The organism is Flavobacterium sp. N2038, assembly GCF_025947185.1.
Lineage (GTDB): Bacteria > Bacteroidota > Bacteroidia > Flavobacteriales > Flavobacteriaceae > Flavobacterium.
The window spans coordinates 1,818,182-1,840,824 of record NZ_CP110001.1; the positions used below are offsets into that span (position 1 = coordinate 1,818,182).

Below are 22,643 nucleotides of genomic sequence, written 5' to 3' on the forward strand. Positions count from 1 at the left end.
CAGAATAAAACAAAATGAGAAAAACCTTTGCAACTTTGAGCCTCTGTATCTTTGAAACTTAGTCTCTATCTTTCGTAAAACTCAATTGGCAACAAATCAGGATCTGCAATAAAAGTGAAACGTTTATCGGTAGTTTCGTCGATTCTGATAGGTTCCGATTCAATGTTTTTTGAATTTAAAAAAGCAATAGTTTCTTCCAGATTAATTACTTCAAAAGCCAAATGGCGTAAACCAACTGCTTCAGGCCTTGAAGGTCGTTGTGGCGGATTTGGGAATGAAAATAATTCGACAACATAGGAACCATTTAAAGCCAGATCTAACTTATAAGACTGACGCTCTTCACGATAAATTTCACGAATAATAGTTAGGCCTAAAACCTGGGTATAGAAATACTTTGATTTTTCGTAATCAGAGCATAATATGGCAATATGATGTATTTTGTTTAGAGTAAGCATTATTTTTTTGATTCAGGTTCCTGATTTAATTTACGGATTACTTTTGCCGGATTTCCAACGGCCAATGAATTGTCCGGAATATCTTTTGCAACAACAGATCCGGCACCAATAACACAGCCTTTTCCAATTGTAACTCCCGGACAAATAACAGAATTTCCGCCAATCCAGCAGTCGTCGCCAATTGAAATTGGTTCAGCGTTTTCTAAAGATTTTCTCAATTCAGCATTAAGAGGATGAGTCGCAGTGTAGATTTGAACATTTGGTGCAAAAAAAACATTTGATCCAATATTTACGGGGCAGCTATCAAGAATAACACAATTGACATTAAAATAAACATTGTCGCCACAAGTTATATTGTATCCATAATCACAGTGAAAGGGAGGTTCTATATAAAAATTGCTGCCAGAATTAGGAATCAATTCTTTTAAAATTTCTTTGGCTTTTTTGGTCAAGCGGTATTCTTTTACATTTAAGGTATGCAATAAAATTTTTGCTTTTCGGCGGTCTTTTACCAAAACGGGGTCTCCTGGCAAGTAATATTCTCCCGCAATCATTTTTTCTTTTTCTGTTTTCATATAAGTATTACATTTTCGTCTTGGCAATTTTGTCGTGTATTTTTACAGTTTCCTGCAAAGCTGCGGTACAATACCAGGGCGTTAATTCAGCTTCGAGTAAATTGGCTTTTATGGCAGGGTCAGTTGCAACAAGAGCTTTGGCTTCGTCTATCGTTTCTACATTAAAAATATAAATACCGCGATAGTTTCTGTCATTTTTCATAAAAGGTCCGGCTACAACCAGTTTTCCTTCTTTGGCTAATTTACCAATATTTGCCATGTGACCTTCAAATAATTTTTTGGTTTCTTCTTTAGAAGCTGTTGTATTGGTTCCGGATTTTAAAAGACAGAAGACATATTTCTTCATTCCGTATTCATCAGCATGAAGTGATTTTGCCAAAGCTTCATCATATTTAACTTCAGTTTCCTGCGAAAATCCGATTGCACTGAAAAGCAATATTGCGAGAATAAAAAGTGAGTTTTTCATTTGATTGCTTATGTTTTAAAGAAATGGTTTTTATGATTATGCAAAATATTCTTCGATCATTAGAGCAGTTTCTTCAAAATAACAATCTGCCCTAAATGATACACATCGTGCTGAATAATTCCGTGAAGATGCTCATAATAAGTATGGCCATTATTAACATATATTTTGGCTAAATGATCATCATTAAAATCCTCAAAAAATGCATTCCAGGATTCCTGTGATTTCGCCAATGTTTGAAGTGATTGTTCCCAGGCGGCTTCAGATGGATCTAAAACGGGAACAAAATAATTATGCCCGGGAGCTTGTACAACTTCTCCCTGCATGCGTTCTAAAATATTTCTTCTCCATTGTATAAGGTGATTTACAATTTCCCAAATCGTATTTAGATTTGGATTTATCTTTCTGTAAGCTTGTTCTGCGGTTACATTTTTTAGAGTATTTGCCAAGGTAACCTCCAGCCACGGATTTCCATCATAAATGGATTGATATAAATTTGAAATTCTCTTACTTTCTGACATAGTTCATAGTTTTTGCAATTCCTAGCTAAGATACAAATTAGTAATTTACAACTCATCCCCGAAATTCTACAATTGGGTTATTTAATATTTTTTAACAAGAATTGTTAAAATATATTTGTCTCATCAAAACCAAAGATGACATGAAAACCAAATTAATTTTTACAATAAGCTTTTTATTTTTTACCGCAGTAATTTTTGCTCAAAATACAATTTCGGGTAAAGTTACAGATCAAAAAGGAAAACCGGTTCCGGGAGCAAATATCTATTTGGATGGGACTTATGACGGAGCAACAAGTTCTGAAACCGGAGAATTTTCTTTTGAAACCACTACAACAGGAAATCAAACTATAATTGTTAGTTTTTTACTTTACGAAACTTTCAAAACAGAAATTGATGTTGCTAATTACAAAAATCAAACAATAAAACTAAGAGAGAATGTTAATACTCTTGATGCCGTTGTAATTACTGCCGGAACATTAGAATCCGGAGATAAAGCCAGAGTTTCAGTCTTAAAACCTCTTGATATTGTAACAACAGCAGGTTCGGCAGGAAATATCGTTGCAGCCTTGCAAACGCTACCAGGAACGCAAACTGTAGGTGAAGATGGGCGCTTGTTTGTACGTGGAGGAGAAGCGAGCGAAACGCAGACTTTTGTAGACGGGCTACGTGTGGCGCAACCGTATGGCGCAACTACCAATAATTTACCAACAAGAAGTAGATTTTCGCCTTTTTTGTTTAGCGGAATTGCATTTTCAACAGGAGGTTATTCTGCCGAATATGGAGAAGCTTTATCAAGTGTTTTACTTTTGAATACACAAGATGAACCGGACCAGAATAAAACAGATATTGCTTTAATGACTGTTGGTTTAGGAGTTGGGAATACTCAAAAATGGAAAAAAAGCTCTTTTAGTATCAATGCCAATTATATTAATCTGGCGCCATATCAGGCAGTAATTCCGCAAAATGTAGATTGGAATAATCCGTATCAATCTTTAGGAGGAGAAGCAGTTTACAGATATAATTTTGAACGGGGAATTTTTAAATTTTATGCCGCTTTCGATTCAGAGAAATTTGACTTAAATCAGAAAAATGTAAATTTTGCAGATCCAATCAGAACCGATTTAAACAATAATAATTTTTACCTGAATGCTTCTTACAAAGGAGATTTTGGAACAGGCTGGCAACTTACATCAGGAGTGAGCTACGGTTACAGTAAAAATAAAATCAAGTATGATATAAATGATGTTGATAGCGACGAAAATGCTATGCAATTGAAATTGAAATTGAGAAAAAATATTTCGAACTACTTTAAATTATCTTTTGGAGCAGATTATTTTATCACAAAATTCAATGAAAATTTCGATGATAATATTGCTGTCAAAGTTGCAAACGGTTACGATTCTAATATTGCCGCTTTTTATACAGAAGGAGATATTTTATTCTCTAAAAAATTAGCGATGAAAATAGGTTTGAGATATTCGAACAACAGTTTATTAAATGAAAATAATGTTGCTCCAAGAGCTTCTATTGCTTACAAAGTTTCAAAAACAAGCCAGTTTTCATTTGCTTATGGAGATTTTAGCCAGACTCCGGTTGTTGATTATATTAAATTCTCTAAATACCATCAGTTTGAAAGTGAGAAAGCACAACACTATATTTTAAACTATCAATTTACAAAACCGGGACAAACTTTTAGAGCAGAGGCTTATTATAAAGATTACAGCAATTTAGTTCAATATAATACAAAAGATATTCAATACAATTCGGTTTTCAATAATAACGGTTCAGGATATGCAAAAGGACTTGATGTATTTTGGAGAGACAGTAATTTGTACAAAAATTTAGAATATTGGATTTCGTATTCTTATATAGATTCAGAAAGATTGTATAAAAACTTTCCAACAATGGCAACACCAAATTTCATTGCTAATCACAGTTTGTCGGTAGTAACAAAGTACTTTATTGCAGACTGGAAATCACAAGTAGGTTTTACTAACAGTTTTAGTACCGGAAGACCTTATAATGATCCAAATCAAACTCAGTTTATGAACGGAAAAACTAAAACGTATAATAGTTTAAGTTTTAACTGGGCTTATTTGTTGACAACACAAAAAATCTTGTATTTCTCTGTTTCGAATGTATTAGGAACAAAAAATATTTACGGATATGACTATGCTAAATTACCGGATGCAAGTGGAGTTTATCAAAGACAAGCTGTAACACCAACTGCTGACAGATTCTTTTTTGTTGGTTTCTTCTGGACCATCAGTCAGAATAAAAATGAGAATCAATTGAAGAACTTATAAAGAAAAGGTTCAAAGTGGCAAAGGTTCAAAGGGACAAAGGTTTTTTTATTAGCATAATGTTTAAAAAAAATAATTGTTTAGTCCAATTTTAGGTTTGAAATATTTGAGATAAACCTTTGTCCCTTTGTTGCTCTGAGCCTTTGTAGCTGATAAGAAAACCTTTGAACCTCAGAAAAAAAAACAATTCAGTCATCAAATTCAACAACTCAGTATCATTTAATTTTAAAACAATAAAAAGCAACATACTTTTGAAGTATAAATAATGAGCTTCTAAGACACTAAGAAGAAAAACTTAGAACCTTAAAAGAAAAGAGTTTTAATCATCAATCAAAAACAAAACTTAGTCCCGATAGCTATCGGGATAGCAACTCAGAATCTTAGAACCTAAAAAAAAACAACAACCTTAAAAAAAGAAATCATGACCAAAATTATTACAATAATCACATTATTTATCTGCAGTTTGATGTCTGCTCAAAATGTAAAACTAACTGTTACCGTTTCAGGTTTAAAAAACGATACAGGAATTGTTAAAGTAGGTTTGTACAACTCAGACGATACATTTCTCAAAACGACCTATAAAAGTCTTAGTTCTGAAATTAAAAACAACGAAGTAGTTGTAACATTTGATAATCTTCCAGCAGGAGAATATGCGATTTCGACCTATCATGATGAAAACAATAACGGAAAACTGGATAGAAATGCGATGGGAGCACCTTCTGAAGCTTACGCTGCTTCAAACAATGCTAAAGGATTTATGGGGCCTCCTGCCTATAAAGATGCTAAATTTGTTGTTGATAAAGATTCAAAAATTGAAATAACATTATAAAGAGTAACTAACAAACCATTTAAACCATTTATAAAATGAAAAAAATTATCACTTTGATTGCATTATTTGTAGTAGTAATAAGCTCTGCACAAACACAATTTGAACAAGGAATGACTAAAGCTTTCGGACTTTGGAAAGAAGGAAAAAATGCAGATGCTTCTGCAATGTTTGAGAGAATAGCTTCGGCAGAGAAAACAAGTTATTTACCGAATTATTATGTTGCAATGGTAAACACTACGGCAGCGTTTTCAGAAAAAGATAAAACAAAAATTGATTTATTATTGACAAAGGCACAAGATGCTTTGGATGTTGAGTTCATTAAAGATCAGAATAATGCAGAGTTATATGCCATGCAAGCTTTGATTTATACTGCTTGGGTAGTTGCTGATCCAATGACCAACGGAATGAAATATTCGGCTAAAGTGATGGAAGCTTACGCAAAAGGAAAAGCGATAGACCCAAATAATCCAAGAATTGTTTTTGGAGAAGCGGATTATCAAATAGGAGGTGCAAAATGGACTGGTGTTGATACAAAACCTCTTTGTGCGCAAGTTGATAAAGCTATTCAACTTTTTGCTACTTTTAAACCAGAAACACCTTTTTCTCCAAAATGGGGATTAGAAAGAGCTTTGGAAACTCAAAAAAATTGTGGTAAATAATATTAAGTAGAAAGTAATTATAATGAAAGATCATAGAAATGCATTTTCGGATTTAAAAAGTGGAACAATTGTATGTTTTAAAATTTCTATGGTCTTTACGGTAATCTTCTCAGCTTTTTTGGGAGATAGTTTAAATTTTCAAAATGTATTACTAACTTTTTTATTAAGCTCTCTTTATTCTTTCGGGCTGGGATTTGGTAATGGTTTTTTAAGTGTGCTTTTGGATAAAAAGTGGGATTGGCTGGAACAGACAAATTTGAGAGTTTACTACGGTATTCTGGTTACAGTTTTATATACGGTTCCGGCTGTTTTAGCAATAAATTATATTGTTTTTATTGTAGCCCAAAAGCGACCGGTAGAAGACTTTTTTGGAGAGAGAATGATTTGGAACCATGTTTTTTATATCATTTTATCGCTTGGAGTTTCGACTTTTATGCAAGCCAGAAGTTTCATGGTAAAATGGAAACAAGCATCAAAGTTTGAAATAACACAACAAAAGATTATTGCAGGAACAGCAAATGCTAAATTCGAAAGTTTAAAAAATCAAATTGACCCGCATTTTCTTTTTAATAGTTTGAATGTTTTAAGTTCTTTAATCGAAGAAAATCCAGATAATGCACAACGATTTACCACTTCTTTATCTAAGATTTATCGCTACGTTTTAGAGCAAAAAGACAAAGAATTGGTTTCTGTTGAAGACGAACTGTCATTTGCAAAAACGTATATGAATTTGTTGAAAATGCGTTTTGAGAATAGTTTATTTTACGAATTACCAACGACAAATATAAATCCAGATGCAAAAGTAGTTCCTTTATCATTACAGCTTTTACTCGAAAATACGGTAAAGCATAATGTTGTAAGCGAGCAAAAACCATTACATATTCGAATTTTTATTGATGGAGATTATTTGGCAATTCAGAATGATTTTCAGAAAAAAGAAGTTCTTCAGGACAGACAGGGAGTTGGATTGCAAAATATTGTAAACCGATACGGAATTGTAACCAACAGAAAAGTTTTGATCGAACAAAATGAACAAACATTTACAGTTAAAATTCCAATTTTAACGAAACAAATTACGGTTATGGAAAATAATGCAGAATATACAGATGAAAATAAAGCTTATTTCAGAGCTAAAAAAAGAGTAGAAGAATTAAAAGGATTTTATGCCAATGTCATTTCATATTGTTGTGTGATTCCTTGTTTGATCTTCGTGAATTTGACCTTTTCGCCAGGATTTCAATGGTTTTGGTTTTCGGCTTTAGGTTGGGGATTTGGAGTTGTAATGCATGCTTTTAAAGTTTTTGGCTACAGCACAAATTGGGAAGAACGAAAAATTAGAGAAATTTTGGAAAGAGAAAATAACAAGCAAAGTTGGAAATAATCATGGAAAGAGATTTTGATAATGACCCGGAAAAAAATGAATTGCGGCAAATTGCCAGCAGGAAAGTAGTTAAACTTAAATCATTTTACATACATGCTTTTTTCTATAGTATTGGATTGATTTTGTTTACTTTAAAGAACTATTTTGGACTTCCTTTGAATGTGTTTCCAGTCCAGTATCTAAATAATTTAGTAATGATAGTTTGGAGTACTGCATTTTTGGTATCTGCAGTGGATATATTTGCTTCTTCTAAAATTTTTGGAGAAGAATGGGAGGAACGTAAGCTGAAAAGCATCTTAGAGAAAAAAGAGAAAAAACAAAAATGGGAGTAATCATGGACGTAAAATTTACTGAAGAGGATAAATATTATATAGCAAAAAAGAAAGTAGAGAACATTAAAGGTTTTTATGGAAATCTTACTTCTTACATCTTTGTGAATATTATATTGATAATCATAAATTTGTGGACATCACCAGAATATTTATGGTTTTTTTGGCCGCTATTATGGTGGGGAATTGGAGTTGTTTTTCATGGATTAAAAGTTTTTGACGTATTTCCGGTTTTAGGAAAAGACTGGGAAGAAAGAAAAATCAAAGAATTGATGGAAAAAGAAAAAGAGAACCAAAACAAATGGCAATAATTTTTTAAATCCAAATAAAATGGGACGATTTAGAAGACGCATGTATGAAGAATATGCACATGAATTTAGTACAGACGAAAGCTATAATATAGCCTATAGAAAGGTAAAAAGAATAAAAGGATTTTATTCGCATTTAAAGGTTTATCTGATAGTGAACGTTATTATCATTATTTCACATTTGAATAAAGGTTATATAGGAAATCATTTTGAAGTGAGAGGTTTCAGAGATTGGGAAATCTATTCAACCGCTTTTTTTTGGGGGATAGCTTTAGCCATTCATGCGTTTTCTGTTTTTGGTCGTGATTTTTTTTTTGGTGACGAATGGGAGCAAAAGAAAATTCAAAAAATTATGGAGAAAGAAGCTCAGAATAAAAATAAATGGGAGTAATTTTGTGTTAAATTTTCAATTTTTGCATTTTAGTAAATGACCACATTAATCATAGAAGACGAAAAACCAGCTGCAAGATTGTTGCAGAGAAAACTAGAAAAGTTAGATATTGCTGTAGAAACAATGTTGCATTCTGTAGAAGAATCGATTCATTGGTTTACAAATAATCAACATCCCGATTTAATTTTTCTTGATATTCAGTTATCAGATGGTTTATCGTTTGAGATTTTCGAAAAAATAAACATTCAAAGCGCTATTATTTTTACAACCGCTTATGATGAATATGCGCTAAAAGCTTTTAAGCTAAATAGCATTGATTATCTTTTAAAACCAATAGACGAAGATGATCTTGAAGTGGCAGTTACTAAATTTAAAGCAAGATTACCTAAAATAGAATCAGAAAACAGTAATTTGCAGCTTGACTTTGAGCAGATACGAAGAATGCTTTCAAATCCTTTTGAAAAGAATTACAAGAAAAGATTCACAGTTAAAATAGGACAACATTTAAAAGTGATTGCAACAGAAGAAATTGAATGTTTTTTTAGTGAAAATAAAGGAACATACATTCATACTTTCGACAATCGGAATTATCTAATCGATTCCACTTTAGAAATCCTCGAACAGGAATTAGATATGAAAGATTTCTTTCGTGTGAGCAGAAAATTCATAGTGCCGCTTCAGGCAATAAAAGAGATTCAGGTGTATACCAATTCTCGTTTAAAAGTGATTTTACCAACTTACAAAGAAGATGAGGTTATTGTAAGTCGTGAAAAAGTACAGGATTTTAAGGCTTGGCTGGGATAAGAGATTCCAGATTATAAAAATTAAAAGAAGTTTCGTTTTTCTATTTCCACCAATCTTTACGGAAATCAGTATTCCATCCGTTATTTTGATATTTGTTGTTTGGAATAAAATCTCCAACGGACTGAGATACATTTAGATCATTGCTCATCGGAACAAAATCTGATCCCCAATGAGATAATTTACTTTTTTTAGTTTTATAATCGGTCCAGCTGCCTACAAATCCATTGTTGCAATTAGAATCCGGCTCATCACCATCGTCCGGATATTCAAGAGAATTGTCATTGTTTATGCCATAATCAGTTCGTAAAACCCCCTTGAAATATCCCGAATTGTTTTGCAAAGAGTTCTCATAAAAAATACAATTAGCAACTATATATCCTTTGGTTTTATATCGTGGGATTAAGGGCTCTTTTTGAACATAATTTTGAATAATATCTATTTTTCCCTGAAACTCGCAGACATTGTTTTTTACGATCGATTTACCAAAAACCAAATAGACATTAGGATTTTCAGGATCTTTGATTATCGAGATATATTTTATCCCCAGTTTTTGATAATTTTCTCCAATAATACCCAAAACATTATAATTTGGATCTTGCCATATTTTCGAAAAATCAAGGTTTTTAAGAGTACTAATACCTTCAGATTTATATTCAGAATCATTTACATTAGACCATTCTTTGCTTTTTCCGACATCATATACTTGTGCAAAAGCAGTTTTAGCAAAAAGAAAGAAAAAAATAAGAATAGTAAAGATGTTTTTCATTTTAAAAAGATTTTACTTCAATTGTTTATAAACGCTTTCTTCTTCAAATCGTTTTCTATCTGTTATATAAGATTTACTAAAATTATCTTTAAAACTTGTTTTTAAAAAGTAAGAACCATAACCTTCCTGGTAACTTATTTTAATTCCCACGATTAAAGAATCGTATGCTACTTTTACATTATAGATGTTCTCTAATGAACCGTCATCATGAGCAAGAGTAGCAAATTTTTGACTTGGATAATATTCTTGAATTTCAGGATTTTTAATGGTAGAATATTTATTAGTATTTTGGTTTAAAACTACTAATAAACTATAATCATCACAATCTGTTAATCCATCCTCGTCAGATGCGCCCATTTCGAAATTGGCAACTGAAAATATAGAAAACTTTTCGTTGCTATTGTCTTTAAAATCGAATTGATCACTTTCATCTATTTTATAAACATCTCTTCCAAAAAGAATGTAATTTTTCTCTTTGTATTTAATTTTTACAAAGTTTGATTTCAAGCAATAATCACGGCTATGATCAATATTGTAAATAGAAGTAGTTTTTTCTAAAATTTCAATTTTCGAAATTTCATTAACTTCAAGCTTGTCTATTTTATTAAGCTTTTCATCAAATACTTGCAATTGCCCGTTTAATACAATTCCCTCTTTGGAGTATTTTTCGAATATAGGTTTAATTTCCTGACTTCTATCTGCTGAAGCTTTGATGTCAGTTTTAGTAGTTTCAGGAGTTTGTTTTTTTTCAGATTCTTTTTTGTTACCGCAACTTATTATAAAAAATAGTAAAAAAAGAATTGAAAATTGTTTCATGGTTTTGGTTAGCATTTAAGAAATAATTTGTTATTTACTCAATCTATGCAATGTATAGGTCATTGCACTCAAAAGGAAAAATGCCATAATTTGATGAATCAATCCTAAAGCCAATGGAACACTGTATAATAATGTAAAAACTCCAAGCAAAAACTGAATAAAAACAAAAATAACTAATGTTTTAATTCCGTTTGCCTGTGTATTAGTTAGCGTATATTTTTTACTTCTGTAGAAAAGGAAAAGAATAATTGCCACCACAACATAAGCAAAAGTTCTGTGTACAAACTGAACACCACTTTTTCCTTCAATTAAATTTTTGATTAAAGAAGATTGTTCTATAAAAACCGACTCGTGAATAAATTCTCCGTCGCTCATTAATGGCCAATGGTTGTGAATTAATCCGGCATTTAATCCGGCAACAAAACCACCGTAAATAATCTGAATTAGTAAAGCCACCAAAGCATATCTTGCGATTGTACGAAGCGGAATTATTTTGTTGATATTTCTTTCGGGATAAATCAAATCAAGTGCTACCCAAAGGGTATAAGCAAAAGTGATAAAAGCAAAAGTCAAGTGCAATGAAAGTCTAAAATGACTTACATCTGGATTATCTATTAATCCGCTGCGAACCATAAACCATCCAAGAAATCCCTGAAAAGCTCCCATTCCTAAAAGAACGATACATTTTTTGATGGTATCAGTATCTAATTTCTTTTTGATCAGAAAGTAAACGAACGGCACAAAGAAAACCAATCCGATAATACGGCCAATGAAACGGTGAAACCATTCCCAGAAATAGATGAATTTATAATCGGCTAATTGAAAATCGTTGTGAATATTGATTTTTTGATATTCCGGAAACTTCTTATATTGTTCAAAAGCTTCATTCCATTTTGCATCTGTTAAAGGTGGGAAAGTATCGGTTACCAAATGCCAGTCGGTCATGGATAAACCCGAATTGGTCAAACGTGTAATTCCGCCCACGACAACCATTAAAAACAATAAAACACAACCTGATAGTAACCAAATGATTACTGATTTATTCTCTTTTTTCATTTTATTAATAGTACTTATTTCTTATACTTTTTTTAAGCCCATTTTTTCAGCTCTTTTAATCACAAAATCATAAGCAGCCTGATATTCATTTGGAATATCCCCTTCTAAAATAGCTTCTTTTACTGCTTCTTTCAAAACTCCAATTTCACGAGAAGGTTTCAAATCGAATATTTCCATAATTTCTTCTCCGGAAATTGGAGGCTGAAAATTACGTACATGATCACGTTCTTCAACTTCAACAATTTTCTTGCGAACGAGTTCAAAGTTCTTATGATATTTTTTGAATTTTGATGGATTTTTGGTTGTGATATCAGCTTCGCATAAAGTCATTAAATTTTCTACATCTTCACCCGCATCAAAAACCAAACGACGAACAGCGCTATCGGTTACTATATCCTGCGCCAAAACAATCGGGCGTGAACTCATAATGACCATTTTCTGAACAAATTTCATTTTGTGGTTCAATGGCATATGCAAACGTTCGAAGATTTTTTTAGCCATTTTTCCACCCAAAAATTCATGACCATGAAAAGTCCAGCCTTGTTTTTTGGTAAAACGTTTTGTTGGTGCTTTTCCAATGTCGTGCAACAAAGCCGACCAGCGTAACCAAACATCATCTGTATTTGGGCAAATATTATCTACAACCTCAAGTGTGTGATAAAAGTTGTTTTTATGTGTATGGCCTTCAATTTCTTCCACCTGATTCAAGGCTGTTAATTCAGGTAAGATTAAATCTAAAAGTCCGGTTTTGTATAAAAGTAAAAATCCTGTAGAAGGTTTATCTGTAGATAGAATTTTATTCAATTCATCTACAATTCTTTCACCTGTAATGATTTTAATACGGTCAGCATTTTTTGTAATCGCATTTAGTGAATTTTCTTCAATTTCGAAATTTAATTGTGTAGCAAAACGAATGGCACGCAGCATACGCAAAGGATCATCAGAATAAGTTATATCCGGATCCAAAGGTGTTTTGATTGTTTTAGTTTCCAAATCGGCTAAACCATTAAATGGATCTAAAAGATCACCAAAGTTGTTTTCGTTTAAAGACAGAGCCAATGCATTAATAGTAAAATCACGGCGATTTTGATCATCTTGTAAAGTGCCGTTTTCAACAATTGGGTTTCGGCTGTCACGATTGTAGGATTCTTTTCGTGCACCAACAAATTCAATATCGGTATCCTCAAAACGGAGCATTGCTGTTCCGTAAGTTTTAAAAACCTGAACTTTTGGTTTGTTCGGAAGCAAATCAGAAACTTTAAGAGCTAATTCGATACCGCTTCCAACCGCTACAACGTCGATGTCTTTTTTAGAACCTCGATTTAAAAGCAAATCACGAACGAAACCTCCTATCACATAAGAGTCTACATTTAATTCCTGAGAAGCTTTCGAAATAATATCGAAGATTTTGTTTTGTAAAGCAGTTTTATAATTTGTTTGTATAGCCACGAATTCACTAATTTTTGAATAAAAGACGATTTCAATTTTCGAATAAATGAAATGCATGCAAATTTACAACATAGAAAATGCCTATTATAATCTATTGCTCACTTTTTTGAACAATTTCACATTTTGATAGGTTCATTTTTATGAATTGAGAAAGTGTTGCCACGAATTACACTAATTTTCACGAATTTATTTTTCTTTGCCACAGATTAAAGGATTAATAGGATTAAAAGAATCTGTGCAAATCTTTTTATCCCGATAGCTATCGGGAGTGGTAAAACAAAGCAATTTACGCAAAAGAATAATTCGAGGAAATTAGTGCAATTCGTGGCAAAAAAAAATCATTTATAACGTAATAAAACAAATCAATTAGGATAATCAATTTTTAAAAATTCAATTTGTATTTTTGAATCATACAAAAAAGCACAAATGAAAATTGTTATATCTCCAGCGAAATCTTTGAATTTCGAAAAAGAATTACCAACATCCCAATATACTGAACCTTCTTTCCTGAAAGAAGCCCGCATAGTTCATAAAGAAGTAAAGCAAAAAAAGCCAGCTGAATTATCAGAATTAATGTCTATCTCAGAAAAATTAGCCGATTTAAACTGGAAACGTAATCAGGAATGGAAAACGCCCTTTACACCAGAAAATGCACGCCTGGCTGTTTATACTTTTGATGGTGATGTTTACACTGGCTTGGATGCGTATACAATTCCGTTAGAAAAATTAGATGTTCTGCAAGATAAATTAAGAATCTTATCGGGACTTTATGGTCTATTAAAACCACTTGATTTAATGCAGGCATACCGTTTAGAAATGGGGACCAAGATGCCGGTTGGTGAATATAAAAACCTGCACGAATTCTGGAAACCTGTTGTAACTAAAGCTTTAAACAAAGAATTAAAAAAAGACGAATTATTTGTGAATTTGGCGAGCAACGAATATTTCTCGGCTGTTGATGTAAAAGCTTTAAAAGTTCCTGTCATTACCCCAGACTTTAAAGATTATAAAGACGGAAAATTAAAAATGATTAGTTTCTTTGCGAAAAAGGCGAGAGGTATGATGGTTCGTTATATTATTGATACCAATGCCGAAACGATTGACGATTTAAAAGGGTTTAATTATGATGGGTATCGTTTTGATGCAAATCTTTCTAAGGGAAATCACTTAGTTTTTACAAGATAGTTTTTTAAAAGATACTAAGATTCTGAGTTGCTAAGATTCTAAGCTTTTCTATTTGAGAGTCGGAGACTTGAAACATATTGTAGGCAGGAATTGTAATCCCTGCAGATTTAGCAGATGTAGGTAGTATAAAAAAAATAAACGCCGAATTCTAAATAACGAATTCGGCGTTTCTGCGTATTATAAAATTATTATTATTAATGCATTGCGTCGGCTGCACTAATTTTGTTCTTCCCTTTTTTAATAAAGAGAATAATCGGTATACAACATAAAAACATAATTCCTAAATACATGAAAATATCCATGTAAGCCATTACAGTACTTTGTTTCAATACTGAATATTCAATAGCCTGATAGGCCTTTTTTAATGCAACATCGGCACTATATCCTTTTGCCATAAAGGCGTGCTGCATTCCTGCAATACGTTGCTGAACATCAAATTTTGCAGGGTCTAAATTATTAATTAGATCTACTCTGTGCGACTGACTGAAACGTGTGATGAAAGTAGTAATGATAGCAATACCAAAAGATCCGCCTAACTGACGCATCATTCCTGTAAATGCTGCTCCTTCACCAATTTGTTTTCCTTTTAAAGTCGAAAGCGAAAGGGTCGTAATAGGTACAAATAGTAATCCTAAACCAATTCCTCTCAAGATCAAAGGCCAGTACATATGCTCTACACCTGTATCCGGAGTCATTCTTGTATACATCATAAAGGTGAAAAAGAAGAAGATTAAAAATCCAATTCCCACCATATATCCTTGCGGAACACCTTTCTGAATCATATTACCAACAAAAGGCATCATGATTGCTGTTGTAATCGATCCGGGGATCAATAATAATCCGGCATCAGTTGCTGTCCATCCTAAAATTGACTGCGTATAAATCGGAATAATTAAGGTTGATCCGTATAAACCAAAACCAAGAATAAAACACATTACGGTTCCGATTCTTAAATTTCCGTCTTTTAAAACGCTGAGGTTTACGATCGGATGTTTATAAGTAAGCTCTCTCCAGATAAATAATACTAAACCAAGAACGGTAACCACACTCAAGGTTACAATTAATGAATCATTAAACCAGTCGTCTTGCTGTCCGTGTTCCAATACAAATTGCAGAGACCCGATAAAGGCACTCAACAAAATAATTCCCCACCAGTCAACCTGATTCGCTTTTAGTTTCTCACCATATTTTGGACTTCTTACAAATGTTAATGCCAAAATAGTAGCAATAATTCCTAAAGGTATATTGATGTAAAAAATATAAGGCCAGGAATAATTGTCTACTAAATATCCTCCCAAAGGCGGACCTAAAGTTGGACCAACAATTACACCCATACCATAAATTGCCTGAGCCATACCACGTTTTGCAACCGGATAACTTTCGGTAATAATGGTTTGAGCGGTTACAAGTAACGCACCTCCACCCATTCCCTGAAAGAATCTAAAAGCTACGAGTTCCCATATATTACTGGCGTTACCACACAAAAAAGAACAGACCGTAAATATTATGATAGAAGCCACAAAATAATTACGTCTTCCAAATTGCTGCGATAGCCAGCTCGTCATTGGTATTACAATAACATTCGCAATTGCGTATGCTGTAATTACCCACGCCACATCAGTCAAGGTAGCTCCAAGGCTTCCTCGCATATCTGTTAGCGCTACGTTTACAATTGTGGTATCTACGATTTCCAGCAAAGCACAAAGTACTGCTGTAATCGTGATAATGACACGTCTGTAACCGTATTCTACTAAATCGTCGTCTCCTTGTACTGCTGTTGCCATTTATTTTATTTCAAATGTACGTCTACATCAACATTCATCCCCGGACGTAATAATTTAACTTTTTCTGGATCGTTTGATGGATCTAAACTAATTTTTACTGGTAATCTCTGAATTGTTTTTACGAAGTTACCTGTTGCATTATCAGGAGGTAATAAAGAAAAACGTGATCCTGTAGCTGGAGAAAAAGAAGTTACAATTCCTTTGAACTCATAGTTTGGATAGGCATCTACTTTTAAACTTACTTTTTGTCCCACAATCATTTTGTTTAATTGTGTCTCTTTAAAGTTTGCTACAACCCAAGCTTCGTTATTATTAATAATATAAAATAAAGATTGTCCTGGCTGAACCAATTGTCCCGGCTGAATATCTACTTTAGATACCTGACCATCAATAGCAGCAGTAACTACTGTATAGCTTAAATTTAAGTGAGCAACATCTAACATTGTTTTAGCTTTTTTGATGTTTGCTGCTGCAACTTCAGTTTGTTTGTCAGAAACTTTAGATTTTGACTGAATAACCGATTTTTGGTAAGAACTTGCTCTTTGTTGTTGTTCTAAAACACGTACTTGGTTTTCAGCTTCTTCTTTTGCCGTTAAAGCCTGCTCATATTGTTGTTTCGTAATAGTATGAGTTTTGTACAAATTATTGTAACGGTTATAATCGTTTGTAAGCTGTCTCAATCTAATTTTAGCGCTTTCAATAGAACCACCTGCAGATTTCATTTGAGCATCAGAAACATTGATACTTGCATATGCACTTCCGATATCTGCTTTTGCAGCTTCAAATTGACCTTCTGCACCTAATAAAGCAGCATTTGCTTCATCGATTTTTAGTTGATAATCTCTCTTATCGATTGTAAATAAAGTATCTCCTTTTTTTACAAAATCATTATCTTTCACATAAACTTTGCTGATATATCCTGATACTCTTGGAATAATCGGATTCATTTTTTTCTCAATTTGAGCATCATCCGTTTCTTCGTGTGCCTGAGAGTGTAAATATTTTGATATTCCGTAAGTTCCTCCCACTAAAACCAAAACGGTTAGTATGATGATGAATTTTTTATTTGTCTTTTTCTTTTCCATGAGAGCTATCGATTATATTTTAGAAAGATTGAATGATTGAGATAATTGTCCTGATACTGAAAGTAATTCGTAATATTTTTGAATAATAGTTGCCTTAGATAATGCAGTTTGTATTTTAGCATTTAAGTGTTCAACGTCAGCTTCTACCAAATCATTGGTGTCAGATAAACCATTGTCAAACTTATCTTTTACAAGTCTGTAATTTTCTGCTGCCTGCTCAAGCGCTTCTTGATAAACTACACTTTGATTAATTGCCAAATCATAATCCTCAATAGATTTCTGAACTTCAACTTTAATACGGTCAGTCATAATAGCTTCGGTATTTTTAACTTCCAAAGCTCTGCTTTCTGCTTCTTTTACGTGAACATTGTTTTTTAGAATTCCTGAGATATCATAAGATAGGCCAATTCCAAAATTCATTGCGTATTTTACAGTTATAATATCTTTAAGATCAAAGGCTGTGTAACCGCCAAGTAATGATACCGAAGGGTAATATCCTGCTTTTGCAATTTTAACATTAGCTTCAGAAGCTTTACTTTGAAGCCTGATAGCTTCTAAGTCTTTTCTGCTTTCAAGAGCTACAGCATCAGAAGTTGGTGCATTACTCGTTTTTAAATTAAAGAAATCCTCTTCATTTACCTGAAGTTTTACAGAAGGATCCAACTTTAATAAAGTAGTAAGATAAAAATTGATATTATTGATATTATTATTCGCTTCGTCAATAGATAATTGCGTTTTAGAAACTAATAATTGTGCCTTCAATAAATCATTTCTCGGAATAATTCCGTTTTTCTCTAACTCTGTAAAGTCAGTAACACGTTGTTTTGCACTTTTTTGATTTTCGTTTAAAACATCCAGAGTTTTTTGAGCTTTGTATAGCGCTGTGTAATATGTAACAACTTTTAGAGCTACATCTTCTTTAGTCTTTGCAGCATTAGCACTTTCAGCTTCGTATAAATTATCATACGCATCAATGCTATTTTGAATTTTAAATCCTGCAAAAATAGGTAAGCTTAAATTAGCCATTCCAAGCATTGCTCTGTCAGGAGAAGCCAATGATGCACTTTCTCCCTGATTTGGCATATCAATCGAAGCTTTTGTAAGACGTTGATATTGCCCCGAAACTTTGATGTCCGGATATTGATTGTTTTTTACGGTTTTTAATTCGTATTTTTTTGTGTTTACCTTAGAATTGGCAAGAGTAACCTCGTTGCTTTTTTCCCAGGCCATTTTAACGGCTTCGTCCAAGGTTAAACTTGTTTTTTCTTGTGCTTCTATTGAAGATATTCCGATAAAGAAAACTCCAAAGAGCATTAATTGACTAATTTTCATAAACAAGTAGCGCTTTTATAGTTTGTTGAATGTGCTTTGTAAGACTGGTTTTAATGTACTCGTTGTACATGGCTTCTGTTTTTAAATTTAATAATTCTTCATAAAAAGATTTATTCATATGAAAGTGAAAGAAAGTTCCAATAATTGTGGGAGTGATAAGCGGAATGATAATATCTTTCCTGAAAACACCTTTTTCCTGACCTTGTTTAATAATGCTTTCAACAGATTTGAGATTTCCTTTTTTTAGTTCTGTGAAAGCAATAAAACTTTTTTCTCTTTTTTTTGCGTTGATTTCAAAGTGCAAAACCCTGAAAATCCCTTTGTTACAACTGATTCTGTGAATGTAAATTTCGATTAATTTATTGACTTTTTCAATAGGTTCCAGATCTTCCTGTAACAAATTTTCAAGTCTTAACTTTAAATCAGAAGTTTTATAAAGGATTAAGGCCTCTAATAATCGCTCTTTTGAACCAAAATAATACGAAACCATGGCAATGTTAATTTTTGCCTCTTTTGAAATATCACGTATAGATGTCCCCTCAAATCCTTTCTCAGAAAATAGCTTTTCTGCAACCTCAAGAATCTGAATTTTTTTATCGTTTAATTCGATGTATGACATGGTATTGTTTCTAATCGGGTACAAAATTAAACAGTTGTTTAATTTAAACACTTGTTTAATTTTATTTTAACATAATATTAACATAAAACAACTGGGTTGATTTTGAAGCGATATTTGATCTTTACGAATAAAAAAAGCCTGAAAACATCTTGTTTTTCAGGCTTTTTTAAATTAATTTTTGGGTAATTTCACTTCTTTAAAAATTCCAGTATTAGAAAATAATCTAATATCGGTTTTATTCTTAGGAGTTAGTTCATATCGAATATTAGAGATAATCTCATTTTTTGGTGATAGTTTTAAATCTTCAATTGATATTATAGAAATTACATTTGGACTTGTCGTCCCGATAAAAATATTTGTTTTTTTTAATTTTAAAATATCTAAATGCTCAGGTTCTAAACTCTTAATATCATTCAAATTATAAAAGAAAATGCTATCACGAGATTCTTTAAATGTTTCAAATTGATATCTTTTATACCCCTGATTTCTACTTACAAAACCTTCGTTTTGAAAAATTTTAGTTTTGATTTTAATTCCCTGTTCTTTATTATACTTAATTTCTAAAGGCATAAAGATCTCGTTTGAAGCTTTTTTATCGTCAAGTTTTTCACAAATAACACCGGAAATATTTCGTTTTGTTGGAATGCTTTCAAAATATTGAAAAGGTAATGGTTTGACATTATCGATATCAAATACATCTGTTGAATCTAGAATAGCATATCCAAAAATATGAGAATCTCGACCTCCCCAAGCATCATATTTATAGATGACTTTTGAAGAATTTTCTATCTTTTGCATATATAACTCAGATAAATGCCAACTCCTGTCACAGCTTATGAAAATTAAGAGAATAAAAGAATATAATAAAGATTTAAAAACTTTCATCTTTTAATTATCGAATCTCTCCAACAAATTCGGCAATTTTCCCACTGCCACTGTCACTTAAATGCTTAATAAAAGCACTTCCAATAATAGCACCTTTGGCATATTTTGTTGCCTGACTGAAAGTTTCTTTGTTTGAAATTCCGAAACCTACGATTTGAGGGTTTTTTAAATTCATAGCTGCGATTCTTTCAAAATAGGTTTCCTGAGTATTTCCAAAACCGCTTTGAGATCCGGTAACACTTGCCGAACTTACCATATAGATAAATCCATTTGAAACGCTGTCTATAAAACGAATTCTTTCGTCAGAAGTTTGTGGTGTAATCAAAAACACGTTTATTAAACCATATTTTTCGAAAATAGCTTTGTATTCATCAGCGTAAACGTCAACCGGAAGATCAGGAATAATTAAACCATCGATTCCAATTTCAGCACATTTTTTGCAAAAAGCTTCAACTCCGTATTGTAACATCGGATTGAAATACCCCATAATAATCAACGGAATTTTTACGCTTTCGCGAATGTTTTTCAACTGATCAAAAAGAATTTGAGTCGTCATTCCGTTATGAAGTGCTTGTGTAGAACTTGCCTGAATTGTAGGTCCATCCGCCAAGGGATCACTAAAAGGTAAACCAATTTCGATTAAGTCAACACCATTTTTTTCTAAATCCTGAATGATTTGAACCGTATCGTTTAAATTAGGATATCCAGCTGAAAAATAAATAGAAAGTATCTTTTTATCTTCTTGTAATTTTTGAGTTATTCTGTTCATTTTTAATATCTTTTATTTCTCCCGCAAGCTTTTCAAAACCTTGTAGGTGTTTTATTTTAAGTAAATTATTTATACCTACAAGGTTTTGAAAACCTTGCAGGAATGTCTGCTAATCGATGATAATCTTACTTGTCCAATTATCATTTTGTTTTTCTACCAATAATAACCCAGAATCTGAATCATTCATCAGGCCAATTAATTCACCTTTATTATTCCAAAAAGCGCTTTGTCCTGCCGAAGGCGATCCCCAGGATTCTCCACTGAAATTTGACATGAGAACATTCATTTTATGTCTCTCGGCATAACTTTGTAAATCCCGATACGCATTGGGAATTCCGTTTGGTGAAAAGAAAATGCTGGCAATATAAATATTAGTATTTCTTTTACTTGCATTTTCCGGATGCAACGGATTGTCAATATCAGCACAAATCGCAAACGAAATATTTTGATTTTCAATATTAATCATCGGGTTGTAATCAAACGATGAGTGAAAATATTCGTCTTCACCTTCATGCAAAAACTGCTTTGTATAAATAGAAACCGAGCTATCTGGAGAAATAACAAATTCGCCAATAAACAATTCAGATTCTATTTGAATCGGTGCACCGGCAATAATCGCAATATTATTTTCTACAGCAAGTTTTTTCAAATGATCCAAACGAGAATCGTCTTCTTTGAAAGTTAATTTTTTTGCATTTTCTCTTTCATAACCTGTAATAGATAATTCAGGAAATGCAATTAATTGCGCTTTATTTTTTACAGCCAATTCGATAAGACGATAATGATCTATTAAATTAGCATCAATATTTCCTCGGATTGGTTTTGTTTGTGCTGCTGCTAAAATCATGTATTTTTATTTTTACTTTTTAGTCGTCAACGCTATTTTTATTCCTAATGCAATTAAAACTCCTCCGCAGGTTTTGTTGACATAATTCGAAAGTTTTTTATTGTGTTTTAGTTTTGAAAAAATTATCGAAGCAAAGTTTGCCAAAATTAAGCACCAGATTGTTCCGGTAATTGTGAATGTTACACCAAGTTTGATAAATGGTACGATCGTATTTGTTGCATGTTGATCAATAAATTGAGGAAGAAATGAAATGAAAAACAAAGCAACTTTTGGATTGAGAACATTTGTTATGACGCCATCTCGATATATTTTTTTTAAGTCGATCGAATCTTCTGAAATTAACTTATCTGTATCCAGTCGGGTTTTGTCTGTTAACATTTTGAAACCAATATACAGCAAGTAAGCTGCACCGGCATATTTTATGATATTGAAAACCAATATTGATTTGGCAATAATAATAGAAAGACCAAAAGCGGCAAGTGCAGTATGAATTAGCGAGCCTGTTGCAATACCTAATACAGACATAATTCCTGCTTTTTTTCCCTGAGCCATACTTCTGCTTAATATAAAAATGGTATCATTACCGGGAGTTATATTTAGTAAAAGACCCGTTAGGATAAAAGTTTCGTAATTGATTATTCCAGTCATTTTTTGTTTTTATCGTATCCGTTTTTCAAAATTTTTCAGCTATCAGGTTTTATAGCGCTATTAACTTTCCATATAAATCCAGGCTGTTTCTCCTGATTGTAATTTTACCTGAAGTCTTCTGTATGCATTAGATTCAAACAAATCTACCTTAGCCAAATCTGCATTGGAAACATTGAAAACTACACCATGAATAATATCTGAAGAATTTTCGCTAGGCACTACTACAACATAATCTGCCATTCCAAATTCTTCTTCTATCTTTAGACTTTTCAATTTATAACCCAAAAGCTGATCTGGAGTACCAGTTAAGACTTTTTTAAAAAGTCGCATTTGAACTTCTTTTGAGCGTAATGTTCCGTAAGAGAATAACTTTTCCATAAATTA

The 22,643-nt window shown here is 32.4% G+C and carries 26 protein-coding genes; 9 read left to right on the forward strand and 17 right to left on the reverse strand.

Annotated elements, in window-relative coordinates; genetic code table 11:
- Nucleotides 1–65: 65 nt before the first annotated feature.
- From OLM51_RS08325 to OLM51_RS08340, 4 genes are read right to left on the reverse strand one after another with little or no spacing between them, the layout of a single operon-like run.
- Entirely contained in the window at nucleotides 66–455 is a 390-nt protein-coding gene (locus tag OLM51_RS08325; protein WP_264553852.1) for a VOC family protein, read from the reverse strand.
- Entirely contained in the window at nucleotides 455–1,030 is a 576-nt protein-coding gene (locus tag OLM51_RS08330) for a sugar O-acetyltransferase (protein WP_264553853.1), read from the reverse strand. The genes OLM51_RS08325 and OLM51_RS08330 overlap by 1 nt, the downstream gene beginning before the upstream one ends.
- 7 nt (nucleotides 1,031–1,037) lie before the next feature.
- Nucleotides 1,038–1,496 carry a YciI family protein gene (locus OLM51_RS08335; RefSeq protein ID WP_264553854.1) on the reverse strand — a complete coding sequence of 153 codons (459 nt, stop codon included), beginning with the start codon at nucleotides 1,494–1,496 and terminating at the stop codon, nucleotides 1,038–1,040.
- A gap of 59 nt (nucleotides 1,497–1,555) precedes the next feature.
- Entirely contained in the window at nucleotides 1,556–2,014 is a 459-nt protein-coding gene (locus OLM51_RS08340; RefSeq protein ID WP_264553855.1) for a DinB family protein, read from the reverse strand.
- Between the two features lie 140 nt (nucleotides 2,015–2,154).
- On the opposite strand from OLM51_RS08340, the gene OLM51_RS08345 reads away from it, so the two are divergent.
- The 8 genes from OLM51_RS08345 (at nucleotide 2,155) to OLM51_RS08380 (ending at nucleotide 9,018) form a co-directional block, all read left to right on the forward strand.
- Nucleotides 2,155–4,320, forward strand: a complete 2,166-nt coding sequence (locus OLM51_RS08345) for a TonB-dependent receptor (RefSeq protein ID WP_264553856.1) — start codon at nucleotides 2,155–2,157, stop codon at nucleotides 4,318–4,320.
- A gap of 418 nt (nucleotides 4,321–4,738) precedes the next feature.
- On the forward strand, nucleotides 4,739–5,146 hold the full coding sequence (locus tag OLM51_RS08350) for a DUF2141 domain-containing protein (RefSeq protein ID WP_264553857.1): 408 nt from the start codon (nucleotides 4,739–4,741) through the stop codon (nucleotides 5,144–5,146).
- A gap of 35 nt (nucleotides 5,147–5,181) precedes the next feature.
- A complete protein-coding gene (locus OLM51_RS08355; RefSeq protein ID WP_264553858.1) occupies nucleotides 5,182–5,805 on the forward strand; it encodes a hypothetical protein in 624 nt (207 codons plus the stop codon).
- Nucleotides 5,806–5,827: 22 nt separating this feature from the next.
- On the forward strand, nucleotides 5,828–7,186 hold the full coding sequence (locus tag OLM51_RS08360) for a histidine kinase (RefSeq protein ID WP_264553859.1): 1,359 nt from the start codon (nucleotides 5,828–5,830) through the stop codon (nucleotides 7,184–7,186).
- Between the two features lie 2 nt (nucleotides 7,187–7,188).
- Nucleotides 7,189–7,518, forward strand: coding sequence for a 2TM domain-containing protein (locus OLM51_RS08365; protein WP_264553860.1), 330 nt, complete (start codon nucleotides 7,189–7,191; stop codon nucleotides 7,516–7,518).
- A 2-nt stretch (nucleotides 7,519–7,520) separates the two neighbouring features.
- Complete coding sequence (locus tag OLM51_RS08370) at nucleotides 7,521–7,826, forward strand: 2TM domain-containing protein (protein WP_264553861.1); 306 nt, start codon at nucleotides 7,521–7,523, stop codon at nucleotides 7,824–7,826.
- 19 nt (nucleotides 7,827–7,845) lie between these two features.
- Nucleotides 7,846–8,214 carry a 2TM domain-containing protein gene (locus tag OLM51_RS08375; RefSeq protein ID WP_264553862.1) on the forward strand — a complete coding sequence of 123 codons (369 nt, stop codon included), beginning with the start codon at nucleotides 7,846–7,848 and terminating at the stop codon, nucleotides 8,212–8,214.
- 36 nt (nucleotides 8,215–8,250) lie between these two features.
- Nucleotides 8,251–9,018 carry a LytR/AlgR family response regulator transcription factor gene (locus OLM51_RS08380; protein ID WP_264553863.1) on the forward strand — a complete coding sequence of 256 codons (768 nt, stop codon included), beginning with the start codon at nucleotides 8,251–8,253 and terminating at the stop codon, nucleotides 9,016–9,018.
- Nucleotides 9,019–9,058: 40 nt separating this feature from the next.
- Here OLM51_RS08380 and OLM51_RS08385 read toward each other — a convergent pair whose 3' ends face one another.
- Genes OLM51_RS08385 through OLM51_RS08400 form a run of 4 tightly spaced genes read right to left on the reverse strand, consistent with a single transcriptional unit; the run spans nucleotide 9,059 to nucleotide 13,105 of the window.
- On the reverse strand, nucleotides 9,059–9,784 hold the full coding sequence (locus OLM51_RS08385) for a hypothetical protein (protein ID WP_264553864.1): 726 nt from the start codon (nucleotides 9,782–9,784) through the stop codon (nucleotides 9,059–9,061).
- A 12-nt stretch (nucleotides 9,785–9,796) separates the two neighbouring features.
- Nucleotides 9,797–10,600 carry a hypothetical protein gene (locus OLM51_RS08390; protein ID WP_264553865.1) on the reverse strand — a complete coding sequence of 268 codons (804 nt, stop codon included), beginning with the start codon at nucleotides 10,598–10,600 and terminating at the stop codon, nucleotides 9,797–9,799.
- 30 nt (nucleotides 10,601–10,630) lie between these two features.
- Complete coding sequence (locus OLM51_RS08395; RefSeq protein WP_264553866.1) at nucleotides 10,631–11,656, reverse strand: COX15/CtaA family protein; 1,026 nt, start codon at nucleotides 11,654–11,656, stop codon at nucleotides 10,631–10,633.
- Between the two features lie 21 nt (nucleotides 11,657–11,677).
- On the reverse strand, nucleotides 11,678–13,105 hold the full coding sequence (locus OLM51_RS08400; protein WP_413614534.1) for a CCA tRNA nucleotidyltransferase: 1,428 nt from the start codon (nucleotides 13,103–13,105) through the stop codon (nucleotides 11,678–11,680).
- 426 nt (nucleotides 13,106–13,531) lie between these two features.
- On the opposite strand from OLM51_RS08400, the gene yaaA reads away from it, so the two are divergent.
- Nucleotides 13,532–14,290: a peroxide stress protein YaaA gene (yaaA, locus tag OLM51_RS08405; protein ID WP_264553868.1), complete on the forward strand. Its 759-nt coding sequence runs from the start codon at nucleotides 13,532–13,534 to the stop codon at nucleotides 14,288–14,290.
- Nucleotides 14,291–14,484: 194 nt separating this feature from the next.
- On the opposite strand, the gene OLM51_RS08410 is transcribed toward yaaA, so the two are convergent.
- The 9 genes from OLM51_RS08410 to OLM51_RS08450 form a co-directional block, all read right to left on the reverse strand.
- On the reverse strand, nucleotides 14,485–16,074 hold the full coding sequence (locus OLM51_RS08410; protein ID WP_264553869.1) for an MDR family MFS transporter: 1,590 nt from the start codon (nucleotides 16,072–16,074) through the stop codon (nucleotides 14,485–14,487).
- A 5-nt stretch (nucleotides 16,075–16,079) separates the two neighbouring features.
- Nucleotides 16,080–17,159: an HlyD family secretion protein gene (locus OLM51_RS08415; RefSeq protein WP_264553870.1), complete on the reverse strand. Its 1,080-nt coding sequence runs from the start codon at nucleotides 17,157–17,159 to the stop codon at nucleotides 16,080–16,082.
- A 12-nt stretch (nucleotides 17,160–17,171) separates the two neighbouring features.
- The gene (locus OLM51_RS08420; RefSeq protein WP_264553871.1) at nucleotides 17,172–18,491 is read right to left on the reverse strand and encodes a TolC family protein; all 1,320 of its coding nucleotides are present in this window, start codon (nucleotides 18,489–18,491) and stop codon (nucleotides 17,172–17,174) included.
- Complete coding sequence (locus tag OLM51_RS08425) at nucleotides 18,481–19,110, reverse strand: TetR/AcrR family transcriptional regulator (protein WP_264553872.1); 630 nt, start codon at nucleotides 19,108–19,110, stop codon at nucleotides 18,481–18,483. The genes OLM51_RS08420 and OLM51_RS08425 overlap by 11 nt, the downstream gene beginning before the upstream one ends.
- Before the next feature lie 171 nt (nucleotides 19,111–19,281).
- Nucleotides 19,282–19,995, reverse strand: coding sequence for a hypothetical protein (locus OLM51_RS08430; protein ID WP_264553873.1), 714 nt, complete (start codon nucleotides 19,993–19,995; stop codon nucleotides 19,282–19,284).
- 7 nt (nucleotides 19,996–20,002) lie between these two features.
- Complete coding sequence (trpA, locus tag OLM51_RS08435; RefSeq protein WP_264553874.1) at nucleotides 20,003–20,764, reverse strand: tryptophan synthase subunit alpha; 762 nt, start codon at nucleotides 20,762–20,764, stop codon at nucleotides 20,003–20,005.
- A 109-nt stretch (nucleotides 20,765–20,873) separates the two neighbouring features.
- Entirely contained in the window at nucleotides 20,874–21,611 is a 738-nt protein-coding gene (locus OLM51_RS08440) for a carbon-nitrogen hydrolase family protein (protein WP_264553875.1), read from the reverse strand.
- Between the two features lie 12 nt (nucleotides 21,612–21,623).
- The gene (locus tag OLM51_RS08445) at nucleotides 21,624–22,259 is read right to left on the reverse strand and encodes a LysE family translocator (protein WP_264553876.1); all 636 of its coding nucleotides are present in this window, start codon (nucleotides 22,257–22,259) and stop codon (nucleotides 21,624–21,626) included.
- A 60-nt stretch (nucleotides 22,260–22,319) separates the two neighbouring features.
- The gene (locus tag OLM51_RS08450) at nucleotides 22,320–22,637 is read right to left on the reverse strand and encodes a gamma-glutamylcyclotransferase family protein (protein ID WP_264553877.1); all 318 of its coding nucleotides are present in this window, start codon (nucleotides 22,635–22,637) and stop codon (nucleotides 22,320–22,322) included.
- Nucleotides 22,638–22,643 lie beyond the last annotated feature (6 nt).

Bases quoted from the DNA above. Each gene is read 5' to 3' on its own strand.
- OLM51_RS08445 (WP_264553876.1), bottom strand. From the start codon at position 22,259: ATGACTGGAATAATCAATTACGAAACTTTTATCCTAACGGGTCTTTTA.
- trpA (WP_264553874.1), bottom strand. From the start codon at position 20,764: ATGAACAGAATAACTCAAAAATTACAAGAAGATAAAAAGATACTTTCT.
- OLM51_RS08380 (WP_264553863.1), top strand. From the start codon at position 8,251: ATGACCACATTAATCATAGAAGACGAAAAACCAGCTGCAAGATTGTTG.
- OLM51_RS08355 (WP_264553858.1), top strand. From the start codon at position 5,182: ATGAAAAAAATTATCACTTTGATTGCATTATTTGTAGTAGTAATAAGC.
- OLM51_RS08430 (WP_264553873.1), bottom strand. From the start codon at position 19,995: ATGAAAGTTTTTAAATCTTTATTATATTCTTTTATTCTCTTAATTTTC.
- OLM51_RS08350 (WP_264553857.1), top strand. From the start codon at position 4,739: ATGACCAAAATTATTACAATAATCACATTATTTATCTGCAGTTTGATG.
- OLM51_RS08395 (WP_264553866.1), bottom strand. From the start codon at position 11,656: ATGAAAAAAGAGAATAAATCAGTAATCATTTGGTTACTATCAGGTTGT.
- OLM51_RS08425 (WP_264553872.1), bottom strand. From the start codon at position 19,110: ATGTCATACATCGAATTAAACGATAAAAAAATTCAGATTCTTGAGGTT.
- OLM51_RS08370 (WP_264553861.1), top strand. From the start codon at position 7,521: ATGGACGTAAAATTTACTGAAGAGGATAAATATTATATAGCAAAAAAG.
- OLM51_RS08335 (WP_264553854.1), bottom strand. From the start codon at position 1,496: ATGAAAAACTCACTTTTTATTCTCGCAATATTGCTTTTCAGTGCAATC.
- OLM51_RS08415 (WP_264553870.1), bottom strand. From the start codon at position 17,159: ATGGAAAAGAAAAAGACAAATAAAAAATTCATCATCATACTAACCGTT.
- OLM51_RS08375 (WP_264553862.1), top strand. From the start codon at position 7,846: ATGGGACGATTTAGAAGACGCATGTATGAAGAATATGCACATGAATTT.
- yaaA (WP_264553868.1), top strand. From the start codon at position 13,532: ATGAAAATTGTTATATCTCCAGCGAAATCTTTGAATTTCGAAAAAGAA.
- OLM51_RS08440 (WP_264553875.1), bottom strand. From the start codon at position 21,611: ATGATTTTAGCAGCAGCACAAACAAAACCAATCCGAGGAAATATTGAT.
- OLM51_RS08450 (WP_264553877.1), bottom strand. From the start codon at position 22,637: ATGGAAAAGTTATTCTCTTACGGAACATTACGCTCAAAAGAAGTTCAA.
- OLM51_RS08360 (WP_264553859.1), top strand. From the start codon at position 5,828: ATGAAAGATCATAGAAATGCATTTTCGGATTTAAAAAGTGGAACAATT.
- OLM51_RS08365 (WP_264553860.1), top strand. From the start codon at position 7,189: ATGGAAAGAGATTTTGATAATGACCCGGAAAAAAATGAATTGCGGCAA.
- OLM51_RS08330 (WP_264553853.1), bottom strand. From the start codon at position 1,030: ATGAAAACAGAAAAAGAAAAAATGATTGCGGGAGAATATTACTTGCCA.
- OLM51_RS08345 (WP_264553856.1), top strand. From the start codon at position 2,155: ATGAAAACCAAATTAATTTTTACAATAAGCTTTTTATTTTTTACCGCA.
- OLM51_RS08340 (WP_264553855.1), bottom strand. From the start codon at position 2,014: ATGTCAGAAAGTAAGAGAATTTCAAATTTATATCAATCCATTTATGAT.
- OLM51_RS08325 (WP_264553852.1), bottom strand. From the start codon at position 455: ATGCTTACTCTAAACAAAATACATCATATTGCCATATTATGCTCTGAT.
- OLM51_RS08390 (WP_264553865.1), bottom strand. From the start codon at position 10,600: ATGAAACAATTTTCAATTCTTTTTTTACTATTTTTTATAATAAGTTGC.
- OLM51_RS08410 (WP_264553869.1), bottom strand. From the start codon at position 16,074: ATGGCAACAGCAGTACAAGGAGACGACGATTTAGTAGAATACGGTTAC.
- OLM51_RS08420 (WP_264553871.1), bottom strand. From the start codon at position 18,491: ATGAAAATTAGTCAATTAATGCTCTTTGGAGTTTTCTTTATCGGAATA.
- OLM51_RS08385 (WP_264553864.1), bottom strand. From the start codon at position 9,784: ATGAAAAACATCTTTACTATTCTTATTTTTTTCTTTCTTTTTGCTAAA.